This window comes from Ectobacillus sp. OTK (assembly GCF_059698935.1).
The window spans coordinates 3,947,573-3,969,314 of sequence record NZ_AP048547.1; the positions used below are offsets into that span (position 1 = coordinate 3,947,573).

The window sequence follows — 21,742 nt, forward strand, 5'->3', positions numbered from 1 at the left end:
ACATTGCTAAATCATTCTTCATATGTGCCGATATGTAAAATGGAAGAGAAGCTTATGGATAGATAAAAATAGACATCGCCTAGTAAAAACAAATACCCTCAAAACGAGAACATTAACATCTTCAAATTGAATATGTAAAAAATTCTCGCCTGAGGGTATTTTTCACTTTCAGATTGGCGGGTACAGGGTTTCTTGATTAAGAAAAGTCTGGACTCGTCAGCTCCTTCGGCAGTCGTACGTAAAAGCTGCTGCCCTTCCCCTCCTCGCTTACAGCATGAATCGTTCCTCCATGTGCATCCACAATTGCTTTCGTAATTGATAAACCCAGCCCCGCTCCTCCGTACTTGCGAGTACGAGATGAGTCACTTCGATAAAATCGTTCAAATACATGCGGCAAATGCTCGGGTCCTATTCCCGGTCCGTTATCAGAAACAGCCAGCTGCACACTGTTCTTTTCCTCTGTCAGTATGATACGAATACGTCCTTCCTTAGAATCTGTATGTTGGACTGCATTATGAAATAGATTTAACACAACCTGCTTTAATTGATCTCTGTCACACTTGCACGTCATATCCCCTTTTATTTCCAGACTCACCTGCCGCTCACCTGCCAAAATGCGCAGCTGCGGCTCCATCTCTCGCAGCATCCCCCCTAAATCCCCTGTTATGAGTTCTAGATTTGGCGTACGATCAAGCTTAGCCAGCAACAGAAGATTTTGTACGAGCTTATTAAGACGCTCTGATTCGCTATGCATGCTTTGCAGTGCACGATTCAGCTGATCCGGCTTATTGGCCGCCCCTCTTAACAGCACCTCCAAAAATCCATGTATCGATGTTAACGGCGTTCGCAGCTCATGAGAAGCATCCGCTACAAAGCGGCGCATCTGCTCCTTCGTCTCCTGCTCCGCTTTAAATGATGCTTCCAAACGCTCTAGCATTCCATTGAAGGAAGCGGCGAGCCGATCAATTTCTTCCTGACGCTGCGCAGTTGGAAATCGTCTTGCCAAATTCCCTGCATCAATTTGCTCTGCTGTTTCCACCATATTAAAAAGAGGAATAAGCGTTCTTCTCAGCACCGGCAAATAACCAAACAAACCGAGCAGCATTGCGAGCAGCGACAAAGCGATAAAGGTTGCGAGCTGCCTGAGGAGCAGCTCTTTCAGCGGAGCCGTCGGTGTACTAATTTGAACAACTCCAATAACGTTTCCAATATTAGAAACAACAGGATGCAGCACGACAAGCTGCTCCGCTGCTGCACTGTTTTTCACAATGCTATACTTCAGCTCGGGCTTTCGCTTTAATGCTTTTGCATATTGCTCCTCTGCGAGTTTTGGCGGTGCTGCATTCTGATTGCCGTCAGACAATATTGTATAGTTGCCGTCCCAATCTATAAAAACCAAATTTGCCTCAGGAATAAAAAAGAATGGCGGCTGATCCTTTTCATTCTTCTTATTGCCTTCCATTCTCTCCCAAGCAATAGGAGGAATCGACATAGCCTGACTTTGCAAGCTGCTCGCCTTACTCTTATAAACAACATCCTTCATAAATACATACTGCAGCAAACCGACTAGCATTAATAGCGCAGCCAAAATAAGCAACGTGCGGGATAAAAGCTGAACGCGGAGCGACCCTAAAGGAAACAATTCCCTCAATCGACGAAATCTATTTCTCATCATAAATCGACCCGGTAGCCCGCACCACGCACCGTTTTAATAAACTGCCGATCTTTATCCTGCAATTTATCGCGCAGCGAACGAATGTACACTTCAACGATATTTTCATCTCCGCCAAAATCATATCCCCATACCTTATCTAAAATAACTGCCTTACTAATCACAAGGCCATGATTCAAAACTAAAAAATGGAGCAATCCGTACTCAGTTGGAGATAATTCAAGCACACGGCCATCAAACTTAATCTCCTTCCGTCTGTCATCAATTTGAAACGGACCGATAACAACCTCACCGAATAAATTCGGAAACTGATTGCGGATGCGGGCATAAATGCGCGCCAGCAGCTCCTCGAAGCTAAACGGCTTAATCACATAATCATCGGCACCGAGCGTTAATCCCTTCACCCGATCATCTACCTCATCCTTCGCCGTTAGCATAATTACTGCCACATTCTCCGTTTTTTTCAGCATTCTGCACACTTCAAATCCATTCATTCCCGGCATCATCACATCCAAAATAACAACATGCGGCTGAAATTCCTTTGCTGCGGCAATGGCTGACATGCCATCAAAGGCTGTCCGCACCTCAAAGCCCTCATTCTCCAGCCCGAACTCTAAAAATTGGACAATATGAGGCTCATCATCTACTACTAATATTTTAAAGCCTTGTAGCTGCTGCATACACGTTCCTCCGATTCTTCTATTTATCTTTCATTATGTACTTTTTATCTTAAACAGTGCTGAAGGAAAACTGAAGATTTGTTGAAAATACGACAAAAAGCATCGGAATAAGCCGATGCTTTTTGTCGCATTTTATTGTCCTGCCATTCTTCCTTCTGGCAGAGTGCCTTTTCCTTCTTTTCTCACCTCTACCCGTGCATTGCCCATAAACAACACAACAATGAAAGCAGCCGCAATGGGTATAAGCGCCCAAGTAAAGGCACTTGTAATCGAATCAGACATCGCCTGCACAATTTTATCAAGAATCGGAGCCGGAATCTTAGCCCGCTGCCCTGCTTCAAAGATAGAGCGCGGATCACCGAGATTAGACATATTGCCCCCTTGCATTCCTTTGAATGCCTCCTTCAGCTGATCTGTAAAGGCATTCGTCTGAATCGTTCCAAAAATCGTAATCCCAAGCGTCATACCAAGAGAACGGAAAAACGAGTTCGTCGAGTTAGCTGATCCCCTAAAGCGCGGATCAAGATTGTGTACAGAGGCAGACGGCAATAACGAGAATGAAAAGCCCATCCCAAAGCCCGTAATAATCATGTACACCGTTAGCAGCCAACGCGCTGTTTCTGGTGTGAGCGTTGTCAGTAAATAAAAACCGAATGTATACGCAATAATAGAAACGATCATAAGGGTACGGAATTTCAGCTTCGTTTGGAGCGAGCCGCCAAAGCCGCTTCCTACAACAGATCCCAGCATAAGCGGCATTAGAATAAAGCCTGCGTTTGTCGCAGAGCCGCCGTATACAGCCTGAATGAACAACGGGATATAAATTGTTAAAATAACAAATGTAGAACCATATAAAAACGCGAGAGCCTGCGACGTTGCAAAAATTCTCCTCTTAAACATCCAAAATGAAATAATCGGTTCAGATGCCTTTGTTTCCACGTACAAAAAGGCAAGGAAGAATACACCGAATAATGAAAATAACCCAATAATTTGTGTAGAATCCCACGCATATTCCTTTCCGCCAAGCTCTAGCGCAAACATAAGGCTAACAACAGCAACAACGAGTGTAATTGCGCCCCACCAGTCAATTTTTTGCTTGCGGTGCTCAGTGGATTCCTTATAAAACTTCCAGATAAAAAATAAAGATACAGCACCAATCGGTACGTTTACATAAAATACCCAGTGCCAGCTTATGTACTCTGTAATGTACGCCCCCAGCAGCGGACCAATCACGCTCGAAAGTCCAAATACCGCCCCGAATAAACCTGTCATCTTTCCCCGCTTCTCTGGCGGAAACACGTCAAAAATAATCGTGAACGCAATTGGCATAAGCGCCCCGCCCCCGATTCCTTGAATCGCCCGGTAAATGCTAAGCTGTTCAATATTTTGCGCCAAGCCGCAAAGTGCAGAACCAATTAAAAATACCAAAAGGCCAAAAATAAAAAATCGCTTTCGTCCGTACATATCGGACAGCTTCCCGAAAATTGGCATGCCGGCCATCACTGTAACCATGTAAGCTGATGTAACCCAGACGAATTTATCAATTCCGCCTAAATCATATACAATGGCTCCTAGCGCTGTGGCAACAATTGTATTATCAATTGCAGCCATAAAAATACCCAGCAGCAGACCCGCTAGGACGAAACGTATATTCGCATCTTGTTTAACCATATGCCAGCTCCTTTCCATACTATTCCTTATTATATATTTAAATCTAATTTCTCATCAACCTTTCTGATTTTGAGTAAAAAGAAAGGATGCAGCACCAGTCTCTACCAGGTTTAGTCCTTCATATGGTAAAATACGCATAGCCTATTCAAAACTAAGAAAAAGAAATGAGGAACCCGTCATGTCTATTGTTCCACCTAAGCGCAGCGTGGAGCTGCATCCTTTTATTGAGGGACTCGTTGATGTCTTCCATGATGCAGCCATCGCATTGCAAAATCCTGCCGTGCATCGTGAGGAAAAGCTGGAGGCATACGGATTGGAGACATTATTTAGCGGCATACTGCTGCGCACTTTGCACCATGCGAATCCGCTGTTTCCGCAAGCAGACCCGCTCAAGAGCAGTGTAATTGCACAGCTTGTATCAAATGAAATTGTGTCCTGGTCAGCTGCTTCCTACAAAAACTCTACCCGGCAATCCGATCAGGAATTTGGCAAACTCGTTCATTATATTCGCTTTTCTGTTTGGAAAGAACATAGCTTTCCCTTTGACGAAATGAAAGTACTTCAGTCTTTTCAACAACAAGATGCGATCGTATCGCTCCTCTACATATATGGGATGCTGCTGGAAGCAAACGAGCGCATGAGCATCGATTTACAAGCAGATACACCATTCTCCCTGCAAACGGCGCTTGAGTCGACAGCTATGCTGCTGCTGGAGATATGCGATCCGTCGGACAGCTTTTGGGAGCTCGATTCTGACACAATCGCCGAAACTAGCTCCAGCTGCATGTTATTTCTAAACCGCTGGCTTCATGAACAGTCATGGCCTGCTTCATTCCTGACGGATAAGGAGAATCAAGCACAGGAACTCCTCGCATTGCTGACAAGCAAAGCAGCCAATTTACTGCTGCTTGTAGAACATAAGTTTTTCTCAGAATGATGGAGAACAGATTAAATCCAAAGCGTTTCTCCCTCTTTATAAAATTATGCAATAAAGAAATTGCCGTTAAACATTGGGAACGCTCTTTCGTTTAGGGCTTCCCAATGTCCCTGTTCAATTATCATAAAAGGGACGGCAATACCGTCCCTTTCACACAGCTTCATAAACAATGCAGCCGATCTCACTCGCATGATCCTCCACCCTCGCATCATCGCTAAACGGACGAAGCCTTTGAAAAATCAGCCAATCGCCGACCCCTCCAGCTATTAATAGCACAGCTGCAACCACAAGTATTCCCTTGCCAATCATGATACCAATCACAAGAGGCAAAATCCCGGTTATCGAAAGCGGAAGCAATAAGGCGATGCGATAAGCGCGGATTGCCAGCGGAATTTTACAATGTACATACGGAACAAAATGTTTACGGGCCAACCCGAACTCCACATCATCCCAAGCTGCCTTTCCAAATAGAAAAAAACCGACGGCATGAAACCATTCATGCAGCAAAATGCCGACTATATATAGCACAACCAGCTTAATGAAAAAGGAAAATTGCAGTTCCAGCTGAACACCCCAAATCAAAATATAGACAGCCATCGCTATTAGCCCGATAACAGCCATATACACGATAGCCATTTTATTTAGATTCTTCGGGTCAAGGAGCACTTCTGACCGCTTCATATACTCCCCTCCTTCTTACATCATTGTAACGATCATAGCATAAAAAATACTACAAGGAATTATATTCCATATAACGGGAGTCCTATAAGAAAAGCGGACACGGCCCACCCTTGTTCCTGCGGAAGAACAACCCTCTCACAAAACGCGCGAGTTGGGTGAAGCTGATGCATCGACGCTTTCCGTGTGTTCTCTGGCACACAAGGTGTTTTTTCTTTTTTCAAAGGTTATTTCAAGACTGGAGTATGGCCCGCGGGCGCTAGACAACGCTGTAAAAAAGAAGTGGAGGAAGATTTTATGAACGAATATAACCATTCCAAGGAAATGCCCCGCTTTCCAGAGCCATATTGGCGCGATTCCGAGCATATCCGCTCCTTCCCTCAGCTGAATGAAAGTATTCATGTGGATGCTGCCATTGTCGGAGCCGGCGAAGGATCCATTGAAAAAGCTCGATTTATAATCCAAAGCATTCTATCACGTTCAATTCCCGCGTGAAGGGTTTGAATGTTCTGTTGCATTACAATGTCATAAAAGGTGAACATGCAGCATATACTATAGCATAGAATACAAGCATTAGGACTTTCCCCATATGTTCAAAGTGAAAAGGCTTCCTTTAAGGAGGCCTCTTTTTTATTTAAAGCTTACTCTGTTAATGCGAATAAAAACTTATGTAAAATACGCTCTGTCACCGGATTTAGCTTTGGCAGCTTTCCAATTGGAAAATATTGCAGAGCTTGTCCTTCCCTGTCCGTTCGCAAGGAGCCTGCAACCGAATCTGATTGAAACACATGGATTACGTTATATACTTCATCTCCGTTCGGATACTTATAATACAGCTCCTTCCCGGATAAAACGCCAAGAAATTGCAGCGATTTGCCCGTTAATCCCGTTTCCTCGAGCAGCTCACGCGATGCCGTTTCCTCAATCGTTTCCCCCGCTTCCATCGCTCCGCCTGGTACACTCCAATCATTCGTATCCGTCCGCAGCTGGAGCAGCACTTCCTGCAAATTATTGAGCACGATAATAGCTGATCCGGTCAAAATAAGCGGCCTCGTTCCCACCGCTCCGCGCAGTTCCTCTATATATCCCATTCTGCCATTCCTCCTCTATTCTTATCTTCCAGCTTTTAGGCGGATTCTTTCTCAAACAATATAAATCCTTTCTCATATATGTCCACAAAAAAAGAACATACTATCTATATAATATGTTCTCCTTTCATCTATCCATACATTTCTTTTATTCACAGCAAACTCTGCTTTCACACGGAAAACTGCTAACCTCCTATCGTCAGCAGCAGCATCGTGCCTACTATATAGATAAGCGTAAAAGCAGTAAATACGCCATTCCCATGAGGCTCTTCTCTTCTCTTCTTTCTTGTCATCGACAAACACTGATGTAGAAATAAAAATGCTGTAATTGGCGCCGTACATACAAACAACCAAACGAGCTGCATATATTCAACCTCCATGTGGTTGCAGCAACATGCAGGAAAGCGCCGCCCTATCTGTTCTGCCGAGGTACGAACGTAAAATGCACTTCACTCTCATACAATCTCTCAGTCCCCTTTAGCATTTGCCCACTTTTTCTATATAACCTATAACATTCGCCGAAAAACGGAGAAATCCTTGTTTTCTCAACAAAAAAAGACAGCACTTTCTTAAAAGAGCGAGAATTCTAGCTTAACTGCATGATGTGCCAACACTTGTACCTATCTTAGTTTTGAGTTTGGCTGCCTTCCAGTTCCGACAACATTTTTTGTACATCCACTAATGATCATTCCAGTCGTGATTATTTTGACTGTGTCATTTGTTTTTGGACAACAAGCAAAGAAGAGGCTCTGTTTAAATACAGCAGCCTCTTCCTTGTATTTTTAAATCAATAATACCATATAACAGAGCTATAAATAAGGCAGCGGCACTACTCCTCGCCTTTGCTCCCGCAGCAAAACAACTTGCGCATAAACCGCGCGGTTCGGGCGGAGCAGGTTCACGGAAGTATTCTGTGCGCTCTTTACCACTACAAACGCTTTTTGCCAATACGCTGGGGAAGATTATTTTTCAGAATGGAGCTAGACAACATCCCAAAAAGTTATATCTTCCTAATCTTTAACAACAAAAGAAGCAAGGAATGCAGTCTTGTCCTTTTGTTACTTTGCTTCTGTTTTTCCTAGGAAAAATGCGGCAGCCAGCACACAAATCGTTCCGAAAAACACACCTACAGTCGGAGCACTTGCCATCACAGGCTTCAGTGCAATTCCGCCGCTAAAACAGGCCGATGCCAGCAAACTAAACATAAATGTTTTCTTTCTTCCTTTATTCATCAGTATTCCTCCCTCTGCGCTCATTTGAGCTTGAAAGCAAGAAACAGACAATCTAAAAGCTATAAGGCCAAAATATAAGATTGTTTTTTACGATTTTATACGAGATAAAATACACTGTTTATAACTCCTGCATTTTCTAGATTTATCCATTTTTATTATACAAAAAAAGAAAATGACTTTCGACGTTTTCCATTCACCTTTTTCCGACAAGAGCACCGTTTTTTCCTGGATAACCAAGATAATCGTACAAACAAAACAGAGAAGTATCTCATATACTGTCGTATCTCACTTCAGAGGTGTCGTTATGACTCTGTATGTTAACGTATGTATATGCATTGCCCCCGGTGCAGAAGCGGATTATAACCGCTTAAAACGGGATTTTTTGTGCGCGGAGGATATTTGGTACCCCATTCGCTTCTCGGTTACGCGCATCGTTCGTCTTAGCTCCTCTTACATCTTCACCGACCGGGAAATCAGCTACCTTACCCCGTTTACGGAGCAGCCAAAGGTACACCGTCTGATGCATCATGCTACAGCGCTTTCCCCAAGAGCAGATATTTATGTATGCTATGTTGGCGGTGACTACTTCCGGGAAGAGAACGTGATTGCCTGTGCCTGCTCTCGCGTCTCAAATGGAATCCTAAAGGGCTTTATTGTTTTAACAAACGGCGCGGCATCCCATTCAAATTTATACACGCTCGCCCATGAGCTTGGACATATTTTACTAACACGCCGCGAACAAGGAGTATGGACAAATTCAGATCCAGACAGTCCCGACGGTCAAGTGCATCATCCAAATTCCCATAACCTGATGTACCCGATTATTCCTTCTCCGAAGTCGTGGCGCCATCCAGAGGATTTACTCACATCCAATCAGCGGCAAACCGCATTGCACAGCCCGCTATTAAAAGAAAAAAGCAACCGGCGATAATTAAACCGGTTGCTTTTGTTTATATCTAACGAACGCAGAGAGCAAAACAGGCTGCGGCAGTTTTTCTTTTATTACACTTCAATTATACGCTTCATTGCCTTCATTTGACCAAGGTGCTCGGCTTCATGATACAACGCAAAGCAGAATAGCTCTCCAAATGTTTCAAAATTCCCAAACGGCAATTGAAACGGAAGCTTTTGCGCGAAGAAATCCTCCGGCAGCTCGCGAACACGCTTCGCTTGCTCCTCCAGCTGCGCAGTTAACTCCTCAAGCGTCGGTGCATGGCCCTTCCAATCAGCAGGCTTTGTACCATTCCCAAACATTGCTTTATAGGATGCAGGAATATTAGCCGAACGATCTGGATATCCAAAAAAAAGCTGCTCCGTTACTACGAGCACATGGCCAATATGCCAGCGAATCGTGTTGTTAAATCCTTGCGGCTGCACATCTGCCTTACCTTCATCTAAGCTCGCCGCAAAGCGAAGCAAGGCGCCGCGCGTTAATTCAAATTGCTTTGACATATAGATCTCCCCCTCTGAAAAGCATACATTTCCAATCTTTACTATACAAAAAAGAAAGAGCGCTGTAAAAGGATACGCACACTGCAGCATCCTTCACACGCTCTCTTCTCTACTTGTCGTTTACGGAAAAGTGCTGCGGCAGCTTTTCAATGGCCACAACGACGGCATCCAGCTTGCTTTCAATACGGTGCAGCAAATATAGCGTTACCACAATTGGAAAGCCAACATTGCCGATTTGCCTCATCCATTCTTCCATAGCTACTCCCTCCTTTTCACTTTATATATAAAGAAAAGGAGGGAAAATAGGCTACCGCTTAAAATTTATAAAGGAATCTGTACGCATGCCGGAGCGAACAAGATTTGTCTCAACGCTTACACTAACTTGAGCACGGGTAAACTCCTCATCCCAATTCTTTATCTTCTTAAATTGCTTATACTTCTGACGGTACATCTCTTCTCCAAAGCCAAAAATGTCAGCCTTGTATGTTTTCTGTACATTATGGATTGTGCTTATAATTTCATTTCTCACCATTTGCGAAACCTGATTATTCATCTTCTTATACATATCACTAGATATTAAGGATTCACTGCATTCGCTATTGTCGATTCTTCCCTCCTGCGTAATAGCTACATGAAAATACGGGATATTTTCTTTGTAGAACGCTCGAATCTTTGTATGCACATCATATAAATTCACTGAAAAAGAATCCTTTTCTCCTCCTTTTTCACAAAACACTCTTACCTCAGTACGTTTTATTTTCCCCCTCACCCACATTACATTTTTCACATCGGCAAGCGGCAAAAAGCCTTTAAGTTTATAGCCTTTAAAAACAGCCAAATTAGAAATCGTTACAATCGGCTTTGGCGACGGGTCTGCTAAGCTTTTCCCACCCTTTCTGCTTCCTGTAAGTGTAACCGCCGGCAAAACAGCGTCACCTTCCCTTTGCGACATCCCCCGTAAAAAATCACGAATTTGTACATCGATACTTAGGGCCCAATACCGGCTAGCAGAATATAGCTGCTTTTTCAGCTTTAGCGTACTTACCTTTTGAATTGGATAGGTCGTTTGCAGCAGTTTAGCGGCTGTCGCATCCTTTGCGATTACAAAGCTTAGCTTATTGCGTGTTTGCCGGCTTCGTTCGAGCCAATCGAGCACATCATTAAATCCTGCCCGCGCTACCTTCTCGTTCACAATAACCATTTGCATATGTGAAAAAACTAAATATCGCGCAAGCTTCGTATGAAGACGCTCCAGCACTTCCTGAACGTTATCTCCCTCAACAGAGACAACAACCGAATTTGAAGAACCAGCCTGCGAGGATTGTCCCTTCGAGTATTCCGTTGCATTCAATGCCTCAACGCTGACACGATAACGCTTATTCTTACCTGGATCGAGTCCAATTCCAGTTACAAGCGAAATATCATTTAACTCCATTGCATCCCAACAACCGCTCAGCATCAGCAGCATACAAATAAGAGCTGTCAGCTTGCGCATCACTCTTTCTCCCTCTCTTTTTCTATATGGTCGTGAATGGGAGTAGCTGTATCCTGTTCGTTCACATAAAAATCCCTCTTCATCCTGTTTGCGCCCTTTTGCATCATCCATGTCGGCATACGGATAAATACATCCTTTTGATCCTCCGTAATGAGCGGCGCAATCGGGGCAAGATAGGGAGCACCAAATGTTCGGATTGCAGATAAATGGATAACAACCGTGATTAAAATCAGCAAAATACCATATAAACCAAATATAGCGGCACTAACTGCAATCAAAAAACGAAGAAGCCTCGACGAGCTTGAAAAGCTGTAAATAGGCGATACAAAGCTTGCAATCGCTGTTACCGCAACGACAATCACCATCACTGTAGAGACAATGCCGGCTTCTACCGCTGCCTGTCCGATAACTAATGCGCCTACGATTGATACTGTTTGGCCGACGGCACGCGGCATACGGACACCAGCTTCACGCAGAACTTCAAAGGTGATTTCCATAATGAACAATTCCACGATGGCAGGAAACGGCACATTTTCCCTTTGCCCAATAATGCTAACAAGAAGCGGGGTGGGAATAAGCTCCAAATGATACGTAGTAAGCGCCACATATAGCCCCGGCATAAGAAGAGAAAGAAAATAAGACAAATAACGTACAAACCGGACGAAGGAGGACATGAAAAACGGCTGATAATAATCCTCAGATACTTGGAAGAAATCACTAAAAAAAGCAGGAACGCTCAACGCAAATGGTGTTCCATCTACAAGAATAGCCACTTTCCCCTCTAAAATATGCAAGGTTAAAATATCAGGGCGTTCCGTATTATACGTTGTCGGAAAAAGTGTAATGGCTTTATCGGTAATAAATTCCTCAATCTGCCCTGAATCTATGATAGAGACAGCCTTTATATCATTAAGGCGCTTTTTCACCTCTTCGAGAAGCTCCTTCTTCACGACTCCTTCTAAATAGGCAATGCACACGATCGTTTGCGTTTCAGAGCCAATCATGAAGTCGGCAAAACGGAGACGGGAATTTTTGAGCCGCTGCCGAATCAGGCCTTTATTTACCTCGAGCGCCTCAATAAAGCTATCCTTTGGCCCGCGCACAATGGTCTGTGTGCTAGGCTCCGCAATGGATCTCATCTTCGGATTTGTAACGCTTAACGCAAGCGATGATATGAATCCGTGCAGCAGCAAAATAACATGTCCCTCCAACAAAGCGGCTGCTGCCTCATGCAAGGTGTGTACATATTTAAAAGGAAGCCCATTTAAAAATTGCTTTCGAATATTTTCGAATTGTTCTATACTGAGAATGTTTTGCTTATATTGCAAATCAATTTGAGTCAACACTTCCGCTATCTCTTTGTTTAATCCCTTGGCATCCACAAGCGTACTAAAAAATAATAATATGCCCTCCTGACCGGCCACTGTAACAGAGATTTCCACTAAATCGCTTGTATGTCCGAATGTCTCCAGCAATCGGCTTCTATTTTCTTTAAGCTTCGAAGATAGCGGTGCATCCGAAACATGAATATACTTGTCTTCCTTCTTATGAGGCATTCTTCTCCCTCCTTCTCTTCTTCAGCCACAGCATACCTAATAGAAAGCTCGGCAGGACAAACTGCATAGGAACATGAAAATACATCGTAACAAGCTTAATGCCCTCCTCGATGTGCTCTGCGTAATTGTAGGACATACATACAGCAGTAAGTGCAACGAGAAATGAAACAGGCATTGTAAAATGACGGTACGGACGCTTCGTTAAGTGCTCAATCCCCTTTAAGCCGCAAAAAAGAAAGATACTTGATTTCACAACGATTCCCAGCATCATCACGAATACAACTAACGCATCGACACGTTCAAAAAAATCACCGATCGAAATGTTTTTCGCTGCGCTTAAAAGCGGAAAACTCGAACGCGTGCGCGCCTCGTATCCGAGCGATGCAATTTGAACAAACGCAGAAATTACTAATAAAACACCGCTTATTATAACGCCCCAAACCGCAACCTTCCTAGCATGCTTCTGATGTCGAAGGAGAGGCAGCACAAGCAGAAACGAAATCGTCTCTCCAAACGGAAAGGTAAGGAGCTCTGGAAAGACAGCGTGGAATACTGGAGCAAAGCCGTCACCAAGGATAGGCTGGAATTCATCAAGGTGCAGCGCACCGCTGGCCCATAGCAAAAAGCTAATCACAAGCACGAATAACAGGGCAAAAGGAGAAAAAACCTCCGCTGTTCTCCCCATCACCTCAATTCCCTTATACACCATATATGCCATGATAATAAGGAAAGAAAAAATAATGATCTCCATTGGTGTATACGGCAAAATAGCGGTATTCACAAGCTCGCAAAAATCGCGGATAATACGTGCGGCTAAATACAAAAAATAGACTGTGTATAAAAAGGTAACGAGATGGCCAATCCATTTTCCAAATCCTCGATCAAGCGCACTGTATAGGTTCTCTCCTTGCGCGAGCGAAAGGAGATAGCTGTAGACGCAAACAATAAGCACCCCGAGCACAGTTGCGATTACAATTGCAATCCACGCGTCCTGTTTCGCCTCCACGCCAATTCCAACAACAACGGCACTGCCGATTTCAAAATTCATAATGAGGATAAGAGCCTGCCAAGCTGAGAGATGTTCCTTCATTGATTCGTTCATAGATTCCTTTCCTTCTTTCTACTGCGCCAGTCATTCACGCCACTCCAGGCTAACCCCATAAATAGCGTCATAAAGATAACAAGACGATGCTCAGAGTATGTAACAAGACGGAATAAGGCCTTCCAAAAGCTTTGTTGATACAAGAAGGAATCTAATAATGCCGTAAATGCTATAAGAATAAAGAAATATAAGACAAAGACCATTGTACTCACCATATTTCCCTCCTTGCTGCTGCGATTTTCATTACTTGTAGTATGTGTAACACTTGGAAAGAAATGCAGAGTATATAATTCAATAGTCCGTATATAGGAACGACCTCTATTGCACTTTGGGAAAGAGATGAACTGCCTCGTAATTCATCAATGGAAGCCATCACTGATTTACTGTTTTTGAGATGCTGAATGAGGAACAAAGTTAAAAAATGAGAAGAATTAGAGGATTCAAATCTCGAAATAAAAAACGCTGTTGCATCGTTCAACAGCGTTTTTGCGTAAAACCCATAATATTTTATGTGCTATCTCATTTGCTTGCACTAAAAAACTCTTAACAATCTTTTTACGCAAACAGCCTCGCGATTTCTTCCTTATAATTGCCGCGAAGAATTCCTTTTTCCGTTATAATTCCTGTAATGAGCTCATTTGGCGTCACGTCAAATGCCGGGTTATATACCGCAACGCCTTCTGGTGCAACACGTGTACCATGCACATGCGTAACCTCTGCTTCATTGCGCTCTTCAATCACAATCTCATCACCTGTCGCAAGCGTAGGATCAAATGTGGACAGAGGAGCAGCCACATAGAAGGGAATACCAAAATGCTTAGCGAGTACTGCCAGGCCAAACGTTCCAATTTTGTTCGCTGTATCACCATTTGCGACAATTCGGTCCGCGCCGACAATCACTGCAGCAATGCCTTTTGTCGCCATTGTATTTGCTGCCATATTATCTGTAATGAGCGTGACATCGACTCCAGCCTGCTGCAGCTCCCAAGCTGTCAGACGAGCACCTTGCAGTACAGGACGTGTTTCGCTTGCATATACTTTTAAGTCTACTCCTTTTTCCTTCGCTACATAAAACGGAGCAAGCGCTGTGCCGTAACGGGCTGTTGCAATGCTTCCCGCGTTGCAAATCGTCATGACTTTATCCCCATCTTTAAAGAGCGTAAACGCATTTTCACCAATCGCGCGGCACACCTCTTCGTCCTCCTGCTGAATGCGAAGCGCCTCTTCCTCCACACGTGCCTTCGCCTCTGCAACTGTGAACGTATCATTTACGCTCGCCACAACACGGTCAAGCGCCCAAAACAGGTTCACTGCCGTCGGACGGGAGCTTGCCAAGTAGTCACGGTCACGGCGCAGATTTGTTAAAAACTCTGCGATATCGTTTGTATCATACTGCTTCGCACGCATCGCAAGTCCAAATGCAGCAGTAATACCAATTGCAGGGGCACCGCGCACCTCAAGCGCGACGATGCTGTTCCATACATCCTCGATCGTTGTTAAAGCTTTATATTCTACTTCTGTTGGAAGCTTTGTTTGATTTAATAAAGAAATAAAGTCGCCCTTCCATTCTACAGACTGAGGAATCGCTAATACTGTGCTCATGCTTGTACTTCCTTTCTTTGTTCCGCTGCTGTAAACTGTGTGCGGAAAATATCAAGGGCCGGTTCCTTTGCAAGAAGCAGCGCTCTGCCAAGACGAAGCGCATGACGCTTTGCTTCTAAACGAGCCTCTTTGTCAGCAATGCCATCTAAGTCAGCTACATGCGCCAAACCGATTGTACGGCGGATTGTTTCACAGCCTGCAAATCCGACCGCATCGCGGAAGATGTTTTCAAGTACGACCTCCAGCCACTCCGGAGCAGCATTCACGTAAGCATCTGCGCCCTCTGTTTGCCACAGCGCTGTAAAGGTTTGCGAAAATACCTTCCAAGTATTCTCAACATGCCAGAACAAAATCTCACGCTTTGCCTTCTCACGAGAGATTGCATTCATCAGCAGGTTTGCGAAAAATTGTCCCAAATCAAAACCGATCGGCCCGAACGTGGCAAACTCAGGATCAATCACCTTCGTTTCAGACGCAGTTGCAAAAATACTTCCTGTATGCAAATCGCCGTGCATTAATGCCTGTTTATTCGTTAAAAACTTATATTTATATTGTGCCGCCTGCAGCTTTAACTCTCTGTCGTTCCAAAGCTCCTCAACCGCTGGCTGCAGCTCTGGCTCAAAGTTGTTTGTATTGTAGTTTCCAAACGGATCCGTAAAGACTAAGTCCTCCGTAATTTTAGATAAGTCCGGATTCACAAATTTCCCTTCTAGCACGCGTTTTTCTTGTGCTTCCATACCGAAGTCAGATGTGTAAAACAAAGTTTTCGCCGCGTACATTCCGATATGCTCAGATAATAACGGATAATCCTCGCCGTCGATGAGCCCCTTGCGCGCAATTGTCATGCGGGATAAATCCTCCATAACAGTAATCGCCATTTCCTCATTATGATAGAAAACCTCCGGCACAAGCTCCGGTACATATTTCGCTGCTGTTTGCAGCGCATTGCTTTCAATCGTCGCGCGGCGAAGAGAGAGCGGCCAGCTTTCGCCGACAACCTTTGCATATGGAAGGGCCTGTTTAATGATAATTCCCCTCTCTTCACTTGTAATGTGGAACACCAGGTTTAAATTACCGTCTCCGATTTCATTGCACGTTAAGAGCGCATCTTCTTCAAAATATCCGTGCTGCTTTGCCAGCTCGACTGCAGTTTCTACTGTTAATGGTTTATATGTCATCGTAATAGCCCCCCTAAATTAGTATTCGTAAATAAGGGGTTTTCCATAAGAAAAACCCCTTTCGTTAACGAAAGAGGTTTGAAAGCATTCTTCTCCCCTCTTATCTGTCAGAAAGTTTCTCTTTCTGCTGGAATTAGCACCGTGCCTTACTAGGCGCCACGTTTGCGCCCCATTTCACAATGGTATTACGGCCGGTTGCTGGGCTTCATCGGGCCAAATCCCTCCGCCTGCTCTTGATAAGAGTATATATGATTGTCAGAAAATTTTAAGATTCTGAAAAGAATATACAGTTCAAAGATAGGAAAGTCAATAGCTTTTCTGCTATTTTTACTTGTATAAATCTGGACGGCGATCCTCAAAAACTGGAATGCCGCGACGCACCTCAGGGATTTTCGCAAAATCAAGCGTACCAACGAGCGTTTCGGCTTCTTCTCCTGCCTCCGCTGCAATTTCGCCCCAAGGATCAATGATCATGGAATGCCCCGCAAACACATTGTTTGGATCACTTCCAGCGCGGTTGCATGCCACGACGTAGCATTGATTTTCAATCGCGCGTGCCGTCAGCAATGTACGCCAATGCGCAAGACGCGGCAGCGGCCATTCCGCAACGATAAACAGCACCTCTGCTCCCTTCGACGTATGCACGCGCAGCCACTCAGGAAAACGAATGTCGTAGCAAATAAAGCCGGCGCATAGCACATTGTCGATTGTGAAATGCCCTGCGTCGCTGCCAGATGCTAAAAACTTATGCTCATCCATCAGCTGGAACAAATGCACTTTACTGTACTCGCCGACAAGCTCGCCGCTTCGGTCGAACATATACATTGTATTTGTTACGCCATCGTCCGTACGCTTCGCAATCGAACCGCCGACGATGTTTACGCTATACGTTTTTGCCCAATCACTCATTACCTTCTTTGCATGTACTCCGTCAACATCACCAAGCACATCAAGACGCGTTAAATCATATCCGGTTGTCCAAAGCTCGGGCAGCACAACAACATCAGGCTTCTGCTCCATTACAGCAGAGAGCTGCTCCGCCGCGCGCTTTACATTTTCCTCAATATCGCCAAATACAATGTCCATTTGCAAGCATGCTACTTTCATAATTATAAGAACCTCCTGTATCTAGTTTTTATATTATAATTATAGAAAAGGGGACAATAGAAAAAACTTACATATTCCATTAAAATCGTAAAAACAGCGCTATTCCCGCCCCCATTTTTTTCTTTACAAACCACTCATAAACATATATGATTGGTCACTAGAATTGCAAGATTTTTTCAAAGAGGTGAAAGATATGAAATCTTTTAAAACTTCTCACACTTTAACACAGCTGCCGACTCAATTTTTCGCCTCACTCGTACAAAAGGTAAACAAAGTGATGAGCGAAGGGCATGATGTCATCAATCTAGGACAAGGGAACCCGGATCAACCAACTCCGGACCATATCGTACAAGCACTGCAGGAGGCTGCCGCAAATCCTGTGCATCATAAATATCCTCCATTTCGCGGAACACACAGCTTAAAGGAAGCAGTTGCGGTGTTTTATAAGCGCGAATACGGTGTAACACTTGATCCGGAAAAGGAAGTCGCAATTTTATTTGGGGGCAAAGCCGGCCTTGTCGAACTTCCTATCTGTTTTACTGAGCCCGGAGACACGATTTTAGTACCGGACCCAGGCTATCCGGATTATTGGTCCGGCGTCGCTCTTGCAAACGCAAAGATGAGCATGATGCCGCTGCTTGCCGAAAACAACTTTCTTCCTGATTATAGCAGGGTTGCACCGGAAATTGCGGACGAAGCAAAGCTCATGTTCCTCAACTACCCGAACAATCCGACAGGTGCAATCGCGACAAAGGAGTTCTTTGAGGAAACAGTTGCTTTCGCAAATAAGCATAATATTTTAGTTTGCCACGATTTCGCATACGGCGCAATCGGGTTCGACGGGAAAAAGCCGATTAGCTTCCTTCAAGCAGAGGACGCAAAGGAAACAGGTATTGAAATCTACACAATGTCGAAAACTTACAATATGGCTGGCTGGCGCATCGCCTTTGCAGTCGGAAACGAAAGCGTCATTGAAGCGATTAACCTGCTGCAGGATCATATGTATGTGAGCATTTTTGGTGCCATTCAAGAAGCAACAAGGGAAGCATTGCTCCAGCCGCAAACGTGCGTTGACGAGCTTGTAGCCCGCTATGCATTACGCCGCGAAGCATTAGTATCTGCCTGTCATTCCATTGGCTGGAATGTGAAGGCACCAGAAGGCTCCTTCTTTGCATGGCTCCCTGTTCCGAGTGGCTATACATCGCAGCAATTCGCCGATATCTTACTAGAACAGGCGCACGTCGCAGTTGCTCCGGGCAATGGCTTTGGTGAACATGGCGAAGGATATGTGCGCGTCGGTCTGCTCCATACAGAGGAGCGCTTACAGGAAGCGATCCGCCGCATTGCAAAGCTTGGCCTTTTCCAAAAAACATTGACAATGTAAGTACTTTCTGTCAGAATCCAATATAGCAAAATTTGTACACTAGTCCATTCTTATCAAGAGCAGGCGGAGGGATGAGCCCGACGAAGCCCGGCAACCGACTCGACTGAGCACGGTGCTAATTCTCACAGCGCAGGCGCTGATAGATAAGGAATCAGGTCATACAACCTCTCCTTGTCGAGAGGTTTTTTTATTCTTTTAAAGGAAACCCGCCGATTGGCGAAGACAGAGCCGCAGCTGCACTTACACTTTATTCCTAAAGTGTAGAAAATATTTCCATACAAGAACCAATTCGATGCAGCGGGAAATGCTACATATATAAGTACAGTTAGGCTATCACCAACCTTTCCAAGGGCTTGGCGCTGGTCAAGTTTTCTTTATTTAGGAGGGATACAATGAGCGGGATTACAGCTACTTATCTTATACACGACAGCTCTCATAACTTAGCCAAAAAAGCTGAAGGCATTGCGCTCGGCTTAACAATTGGGTCATGGACTGACCTGCCGCTGCTCGAGCAGCAGCAGCTGCAAAAGCATAAAGGCAATGTCATTCGCATCGAAGAGCTAGAGGAAAACGCCGCGGCAAACGCATACTTAGGAAAACGTGTGACGCGCGGCTTAGTGACAATCCACTATCCAAGCGCAAATTACAGCCCTGATCTGCCGGCGATGCTTGTAACGGCATTCGGAAAGCTGTCTCTTGACGGAACGGTCAAGCTTGTTGATTTAATATTTTCTGACGATTTAAAGCAAGCGTTCCCAGGTCCAAAGTTTGGCACAGACGGGATTCGCGATCTCATTAATGTCTATGACCGCCCGCTTTTAATGAGCATTTTTAAAGGTGTCATTGGACGAGACATGGCATACCTAACAGAGCAGCTGAAGGAACAGGCATTAGGCGGCGTTGATCTTGTAAAGGATGACGAGATTCTATTCGATAACCCGCTCACACCATTTGAAGAACGCATCACAGCAGGCAAAGAGGTGCTTCGCTCCGTTTATGAGGAGCAAGGTACTCGCACGCTGTATGCGGTCAATCTATCAGGACGCACATACGATTTAAGGGAAAAAGCAAAACGCGCAGCAGATCTTGGTGCAGATGTTCTATTATTCAACGTGTTTGCTTACGGACTTGACGTGCTGCAAGCATTGGCAGAGGACAAGGATATTTATATCCCAATTATGGCGCATCCATCTGTAAGCGGAGCTCTGACACCGTCTGAGTTTTATGGCTTTTCCTCTCCGCTTCTGCTTGGAAAATTGCTGCGCATCTGCGGGGCGGACTTCTCACTCTTCCCGTCTCCGTACGGCAGCGTAGCGCTTGAGCGCGAGCAGGCTCTCGGCATCGCAGTAGCGCTTAGCGATACAAATGAACCATTTAAGCGTTCCATTCCGGTACCATCAGCTGGCATTCATCCGGGACTTGTACCGCTATTGTTCAACGACTTTGGCATCGATTCGATTGTCAATGCAGGCGGCGGCGTACACGGTCACCCTGCCGGCACAGCAGCGGGCGGCAAAGCGTTCCGCGCAGCGATTGACGCTGTTATCAAAGGCATTCCGCTCAGTCAATATGAAGATGAGCATTTGCAAACAGCGCTTCGTTTATGGGGCAACCCGACTGAAGAGGTGAAAGCATGAGCATCCAAATTTTTTGCGACTTTGACGGCACCATCACAAGCAGCGACAACATCGTTGCCATCATGAAAAAATTTGGTCCTCCAAAAGTCAACGATATCATTGAGCAGGTGCTATCACAGGAGCTTTCTATCCGTGAAGGCGTGCATCGTATGTTTGGTCTTCTTCCAGTTTCCTTAAAAGAAGACATTGTCTCCTACATAAAGGAAACTGCACTCATCCGCCCGGGCTTTGAGGAACTGCTTGCCTTTACAAAGAAGCATGATATCGATTTTTACGTTGTATCGGGCGGCATGGACTTTTTTGTCCTTCCAATGCTTGATGGTCTTATTGATGAAGAGCATGTATATTGCAACGCGACTGATTTTTCCGGTGAGCATATTCTCGTCAATTGGATTCATTCATGCGATGATGCCTGCGACAACGACTGCGGCTTATGTAAGCCAACTGTCATCCGCAAGCTTGGCAAGGAAGGCAGCATGAAAATTATGATCGGAGATTCCGTTACGGACGTGCAAGCCGCGAAGCTTGCGGACAAAGTATTTGCACGCGATTATTTAATTAAAAAGTGCGAGGAGCTCGGCATTGCGTATACACCGTTTGAAACGTTTTATGACATTCAAAAAGAACTAGAGAAACTAGTGGAGGTAACAACAGGATGAAGGAATTGTTTCGGCGCTGGCAAGAGCTTAGCGACGTGAAAAAGGAGCTGGCAAACCGTGATTGGTTTCCGGCAACGAGCGGCAATATTTCCATCAAAGTAAGCGATGAGCCGTTAACGTTTTTAATCACTGCAAGCGGCAAGGATAAAACAAAAACAACGCCGGATGATTTTTTACTTGTTGACAAGGACGGCAAGCCAGCTATGGAAACGCATCTTCGCCCATCGGCAGAAACGCTGCTGCACGTTCACGTCTACAATAACAGCAATGCCGGCTGTGTGCTTCACGTTCATACTGTAGAAAACAATGTCATCACAAATCTATATAATAAAGAAGTAAAGCTGCGCGATCAAGAAATCATTAAAGCACTCGGTATTTGGGAGGAAGGTGCAGAAATCTCCATTCCGATTATCGAAAACCATGCATATATCCCAACACTTGCAGAGGAATTCCTTCCATATGTACAAGGTGATACCGGCGCGGTGCTCATCCGCAACCACGGCATTACTGTATGGGGAACAGACAGCTTTGATGCAAAGCGGCGATTAGAAGCGTATGAGTTTTTATTCCGCTTCCATTTAAAGCTGTTATCATTCAAACAACAATAATCTA

23 protein-coding genes and 2 riboswitches are annotated in these 21,742 nt (G+C 44.7%); of the genes, 7 read left to right on the forward strand and 16 right to left on the reverse strand.

What is annotated here, in order from left to right; genetic code table 11:
* Nucleotides 1–196: 196 nt before the first annotated feature.
* The 3 genes from AC6HZ4_RS19510 to AC6HZ4_RS19520 all read right to left on the reverse strand — a co-directional run bounded on the left by AC6HZ4_RS19510 (nt 197) and on the right by AC6HZ4_RS19520 (nt 4,023).
* Complete coding sequence (locus AC6HZ4_RS19510) at nt 197–1,672, reverse strand: sensor histidine kinase (RefSeq protein WP_497495783.1); 1,476 nt, start codon at nt 1,670–1,672, stop codon at nt 197–199.
* A complete protein-coding gene (locus AC6HZ4_RS19515) occupies nt 1,672–2,352 on the reverse strand; it encodes a response regulator transcription factor (RefSeq protein WP_497491361.1) in 681 nt (226 codons plus the stop codon). The genes AC6HZ4_RS19510 and AC6HZ4_RS19515 overlap by 1 nt, the downstream gene beginning before the upstream one ends.
* Nucleotides 2,353–2,484: 132 nt before the next feature.
* Nucleotides 2,485–4,023, reverse strand: a complete 1,539-nt coding sequence (locus AC6HZ4_RS19520; RefSeq protein WP_497491362.1) for an MDR family MFS transporter — start codon at nt 4,021–4,023, stop codon at nt 2,485–2,487.
* A 178-nt stretch (nt 4,024–4,201) separates the two neighbouring features.
* Between AC6HZ4_RS19520 and AC6HZ4_RS19525 the strand changes: the two genes are divergently transcribed.
* Nucleotides 4,202–4,960 carry a hypothetical protein gene (locus AC6HZ4_RS19525; protein WP_497491363.1) on the forward strand — a complete coding sequence of 253 codons (759 nt, stop codon included), beginning with the start codon at nt 4,202–4,204 and terminating at the stop codon, nt 4,958–4,960.
* A gap of 150 nt (nt 4,961–5,110) precedes the next feature.
* Here the strand turns inward: AC6HZ4_RS19525 and AC6HZ4_RS19530 are convergent, their stop codons facing one another.
* Nucleotides 5,111–5,641, reverse strand: coding sequence for a DUF3267 domain-containing protein (locus AC6HZ4_RS19530; RefSeq protein WP_497491364.1), 531 nt, complete (start codon nt 5,639–5,641; stop codon nt 5,111–5,113).
* Nucleotides 5,642–5,935: 294 nt separating this feature from the next.
* Here AC6HZ4_RS19530 and AC6HZ4_RS19535 point away from each other — a divergent pair, with 294 nt between their 5' ends.
* A complete protein-coding gene (locus AC6HZ4_RS19535; RefSeq protein WP_497491365.1) occupies nt 5,936–6,133 on the forward strand; it encodes a hypothetical protein in 198 nt (65 codons plus the stop codon).
* Nucleotides 6,134–6,279: 146 nt separating this feature from the next.
* On the opposite strand, the gene AC6HZ4_RS19540 is transcribed toward AC6HZ4_RS19535, so the two are convergent.
* The 3 genes from AC6HZ4_RS19540 to AC6HZ4_RS19550 form a co-directional block, all read right to left on the reverse strand.
* A complete protein-coding gene (locus AC6HZ4_RS19540; protein WP_497491366.1) occupies nt 6,280–6,729 on the reverse strand; it encodes an NUDIX hydrolase in 450 nt (149 codons plus the stop codon).
* Between the two features lie 182 nt (nt 6,730–6,911).
* Nucleotides 6,912–7,091, reverse strand: coding sequence for a hypothetical protein (locus AC6HZ4_RS19545; protein ID WP_497491367.1), 180 nt, complete (start codon nt 7,089–7,091; stop codon nt 6,912–6,914).
* A gap of 693 nt (nt 7,092–7,784) precedes the next feature.
* Entirely contained in the window at nt 7,785–7,958 is a 174-nt protein-coding gene (locus AC6HZ4_RS19550) for a hypothetical protein (RefSeq protein ID WP_497491369.1), read from the reverse strand.
* A 304-nt stretch (nt 7,959–8,262) separates the two neighbouring features.
* On the opposite strand from AC6HZ4_RS19550, the gene AC6HZ4_RS19555 reads away from it, so the two are divergent.
* On the forward strand, nt 8,263–8,889 hold the full coding sequence (locus tag AC6HZ4_RS19555; RefSeq protein ID WP_497491370.1) for a DUF955 domain-containing protein: 627 nt from the start codon (nt 8,263–8,265) through the stop codon (nt 8,887–8,889).
* A gap of 71 nt (nt 8,890–8,960) precedes the next feature.
* Here AC6HZ4_RS19555 and AC6HZ4_RS19560 read toward each other — a convergent pair whose 3' ends face one another.
* The 9 genes from AC6HZ4_RS19560 to AC6HZ4_RS19600 form a co-directional block, all read right to left on the reverse strand.
* The gene (locus AC6HZ4_RS19560) at nt 8,961–9,410 is read right to left on the reverse strand and encodes a DinB family protein (RefSeq protein WP_497491372.1); all 450 of its coding nucleotides are present in this window, start codon (nt 9,408–9,410) and stop codon (nt 8,961–8,963) included.
* Nucleotides 9,411–9,519: 109 nt separating this feature from the next.
* Nucleotides 9,520–9,666, reverse strand: coding sequence for a YvrJ family protein (locus AC6HZ4_RS19565; RefSeq protein ID WP_497491373.1), 147 nt, complete (start codon nt 9,664–9,666; stop codon nt 9,520–9,522).
* A gap of 51 nt (nt 9,667–9,717) precedes the next feature.
* Nucleotides 9,718–10,905, reverse strand: a complete 1,188-nt coding sequence (locus AC6HZ4_RS19570) for a Ger(x)C family spore germination protein (protein ID WP_497491374.1) — start codon at nt 10,903–10,905, stop codon at nt 9,718–9,720.
* Nucleotides 10,905–12,461 carry a spore germination protein gene (locus AC6HZ4_RS19575; RefSeq protein WP_497491375.1) on the reverse strand — a complete coding sequence of 519 codons (1,557 nt, stop codon included), beginning with the start codon at nt 12,459–12,461 and terminating at the stop codon, nt 10,905–10,907. The genes AC6HZ4_RS19570 and AC6HZ4_RS19575 overlap by 1 nt, the downstream gene beginning before the upstream one ends.
* A complete protein-coding gene (locus AC6HZ4_RS19580) occupies nt 12,451–13,563 on the reverse strand; it encodes a GerAB/ArcD/ProY family transporter (protein ID WP_497491376.1) in 1,113 nt (370 codons plus the stop codon). The genes AC6HZ4_RS19575 and AC6HZ4_RS19580 overlap by 11 nt, the downstream gene beginning before the upstream one ends.
* The gene (locus AC6HZ4_RS19585) at nt 13,560–13,778 is read right to left on the reverse strand and encodes a hypothetical protein (RefSeq protein ID WP_497491377.1); all 219 of its coding nucleotides are present in this window, start codon (nt 13,776–13,778) and stop codon (nt 13,560–13,562) included. Before AC6HZ4_RS19585 ends, AC6HZ4_RS19580 begins: the two co-directional genes overlap by 4 nt.
* 340 nt (nt 13,779–14,118) lie before the next feature.
* Entirely contained in the window at nt 14,119–15,165 is a 1,047-nt protein-coding gene (gene mtnA, locus AC6HZ4_RS19590) for an S-methyl-5-thioribose-1-phosphate isomerase (protein WP_497491378.1), read from the reverse strand.
* The gene (gene mtnK, locus AC6HZ4_RS19595) at nt 15,162–16,343 is read right to left on the reverse strand and encodes an S-methyl-5-thioribose kinase (protein ID WP_497491379.1); all 1,182 of its coding nucleotides are present in this window, start codon (nt 16,341–16,343) and stop codon (nt 15,162–15,164) included. Before mtnK ends, mtnA begins: the two co-directional genes overlap by 4 nt.
* Nucleotides 16,344–16,440: 97 nt before the next feature.
* A riboswitch (SAM riboswitch) is annotated at nt 16,441–16,586 on the reverse strand.
* An 84-nt stretch (nt 16,587–16,670) separates the two neighbouring features.
* Nucleotides 16,671–17,450, reverse strand: a complete 780-nt coding sequence (locus tag AC6HZ4_RS19600; RefSeq protein ID WP_497491380.1) for a carbon-nitrogen family hydrolase — start codon at nt 17,448–17,450, stop codon at nt 16,671–16,673.
* Between the two features lie 193 nt (nt 17,451–17,643).
* Here AC6HZ4_RS19600 and AC6HZ4_RS19605 point away from each other — a divergent pair, with 193 nt between their 5' ends.
* The 4 genes from AC6HZ4_RS19605 (at nt 17,644) to AC6HZ4_RS19620 (ending at nt 21,738) form a co-directional block, all read left to right on the forward strand.
* Nucleotides 17,644–18,834 (forward strand): pyridoxal phosphate-dependent aminotransferase, encoded by a 1,191-nt coding sequence (locus tag AC6HZ4_RS19605; protein ID WP_497491381.1) that lies wholly within the window; start codon nt 17,644–17,646, stop codon nt 18,832–18,834.
* 47 nt (nt 18,835–18,881) lie between these two features.
* A riboswitch (SAM riboswitch) is annotated at nt 18,882–18,984 on the forward strand.
* Nucleotides 18,985–19,226: 242 nt separating this feature from the next.
* Nucleotides 19,227–20,471, forward strand: a complete 1,245-nt coding sequence (mtnW, locus tag AC6HZ4_RS19610) for a 2,3-diketo-5-methylthiopentyl-1-phosphate enolase (RefSeq protein ID WP_497491382.1) — start codon at nt 19,227–19,229, stop codon at nt 20,469–20,471.
* A complete protein-coding gene (locus AC6HZ4_RS19615; RefSeq protein ID WP_497491383.1) occupies nt 20,468–21,130 on the forward strand; it encodes a 2-hydroxy-3-keto-5-methylthiopentenyl-1-phosphate phosphatase in 663 nt (220 codons plus the stop codon). Before mtnW ends, AC6HZ4_RS19615 begins: the two co-directional genes overlap by 4 nt.
* A complete protein-coding gene (locus tag AC6HZ4_RS19620) occupies nt 21,127–21,738 on the forward strand; it encodes a methylthioribulose 1-phosphate dehydratase (protein WP_497491384.1) in 612 nt (203 codons plus the stop codon). Before AC6HZ4_RS19615 ends, AC6HZ4_RS19620 begins: the two co-directional genes overlap by 4 nt.
* The last annotated feature ends 4 nt before the right edge of the window (nt 21,739–21,742 follow it).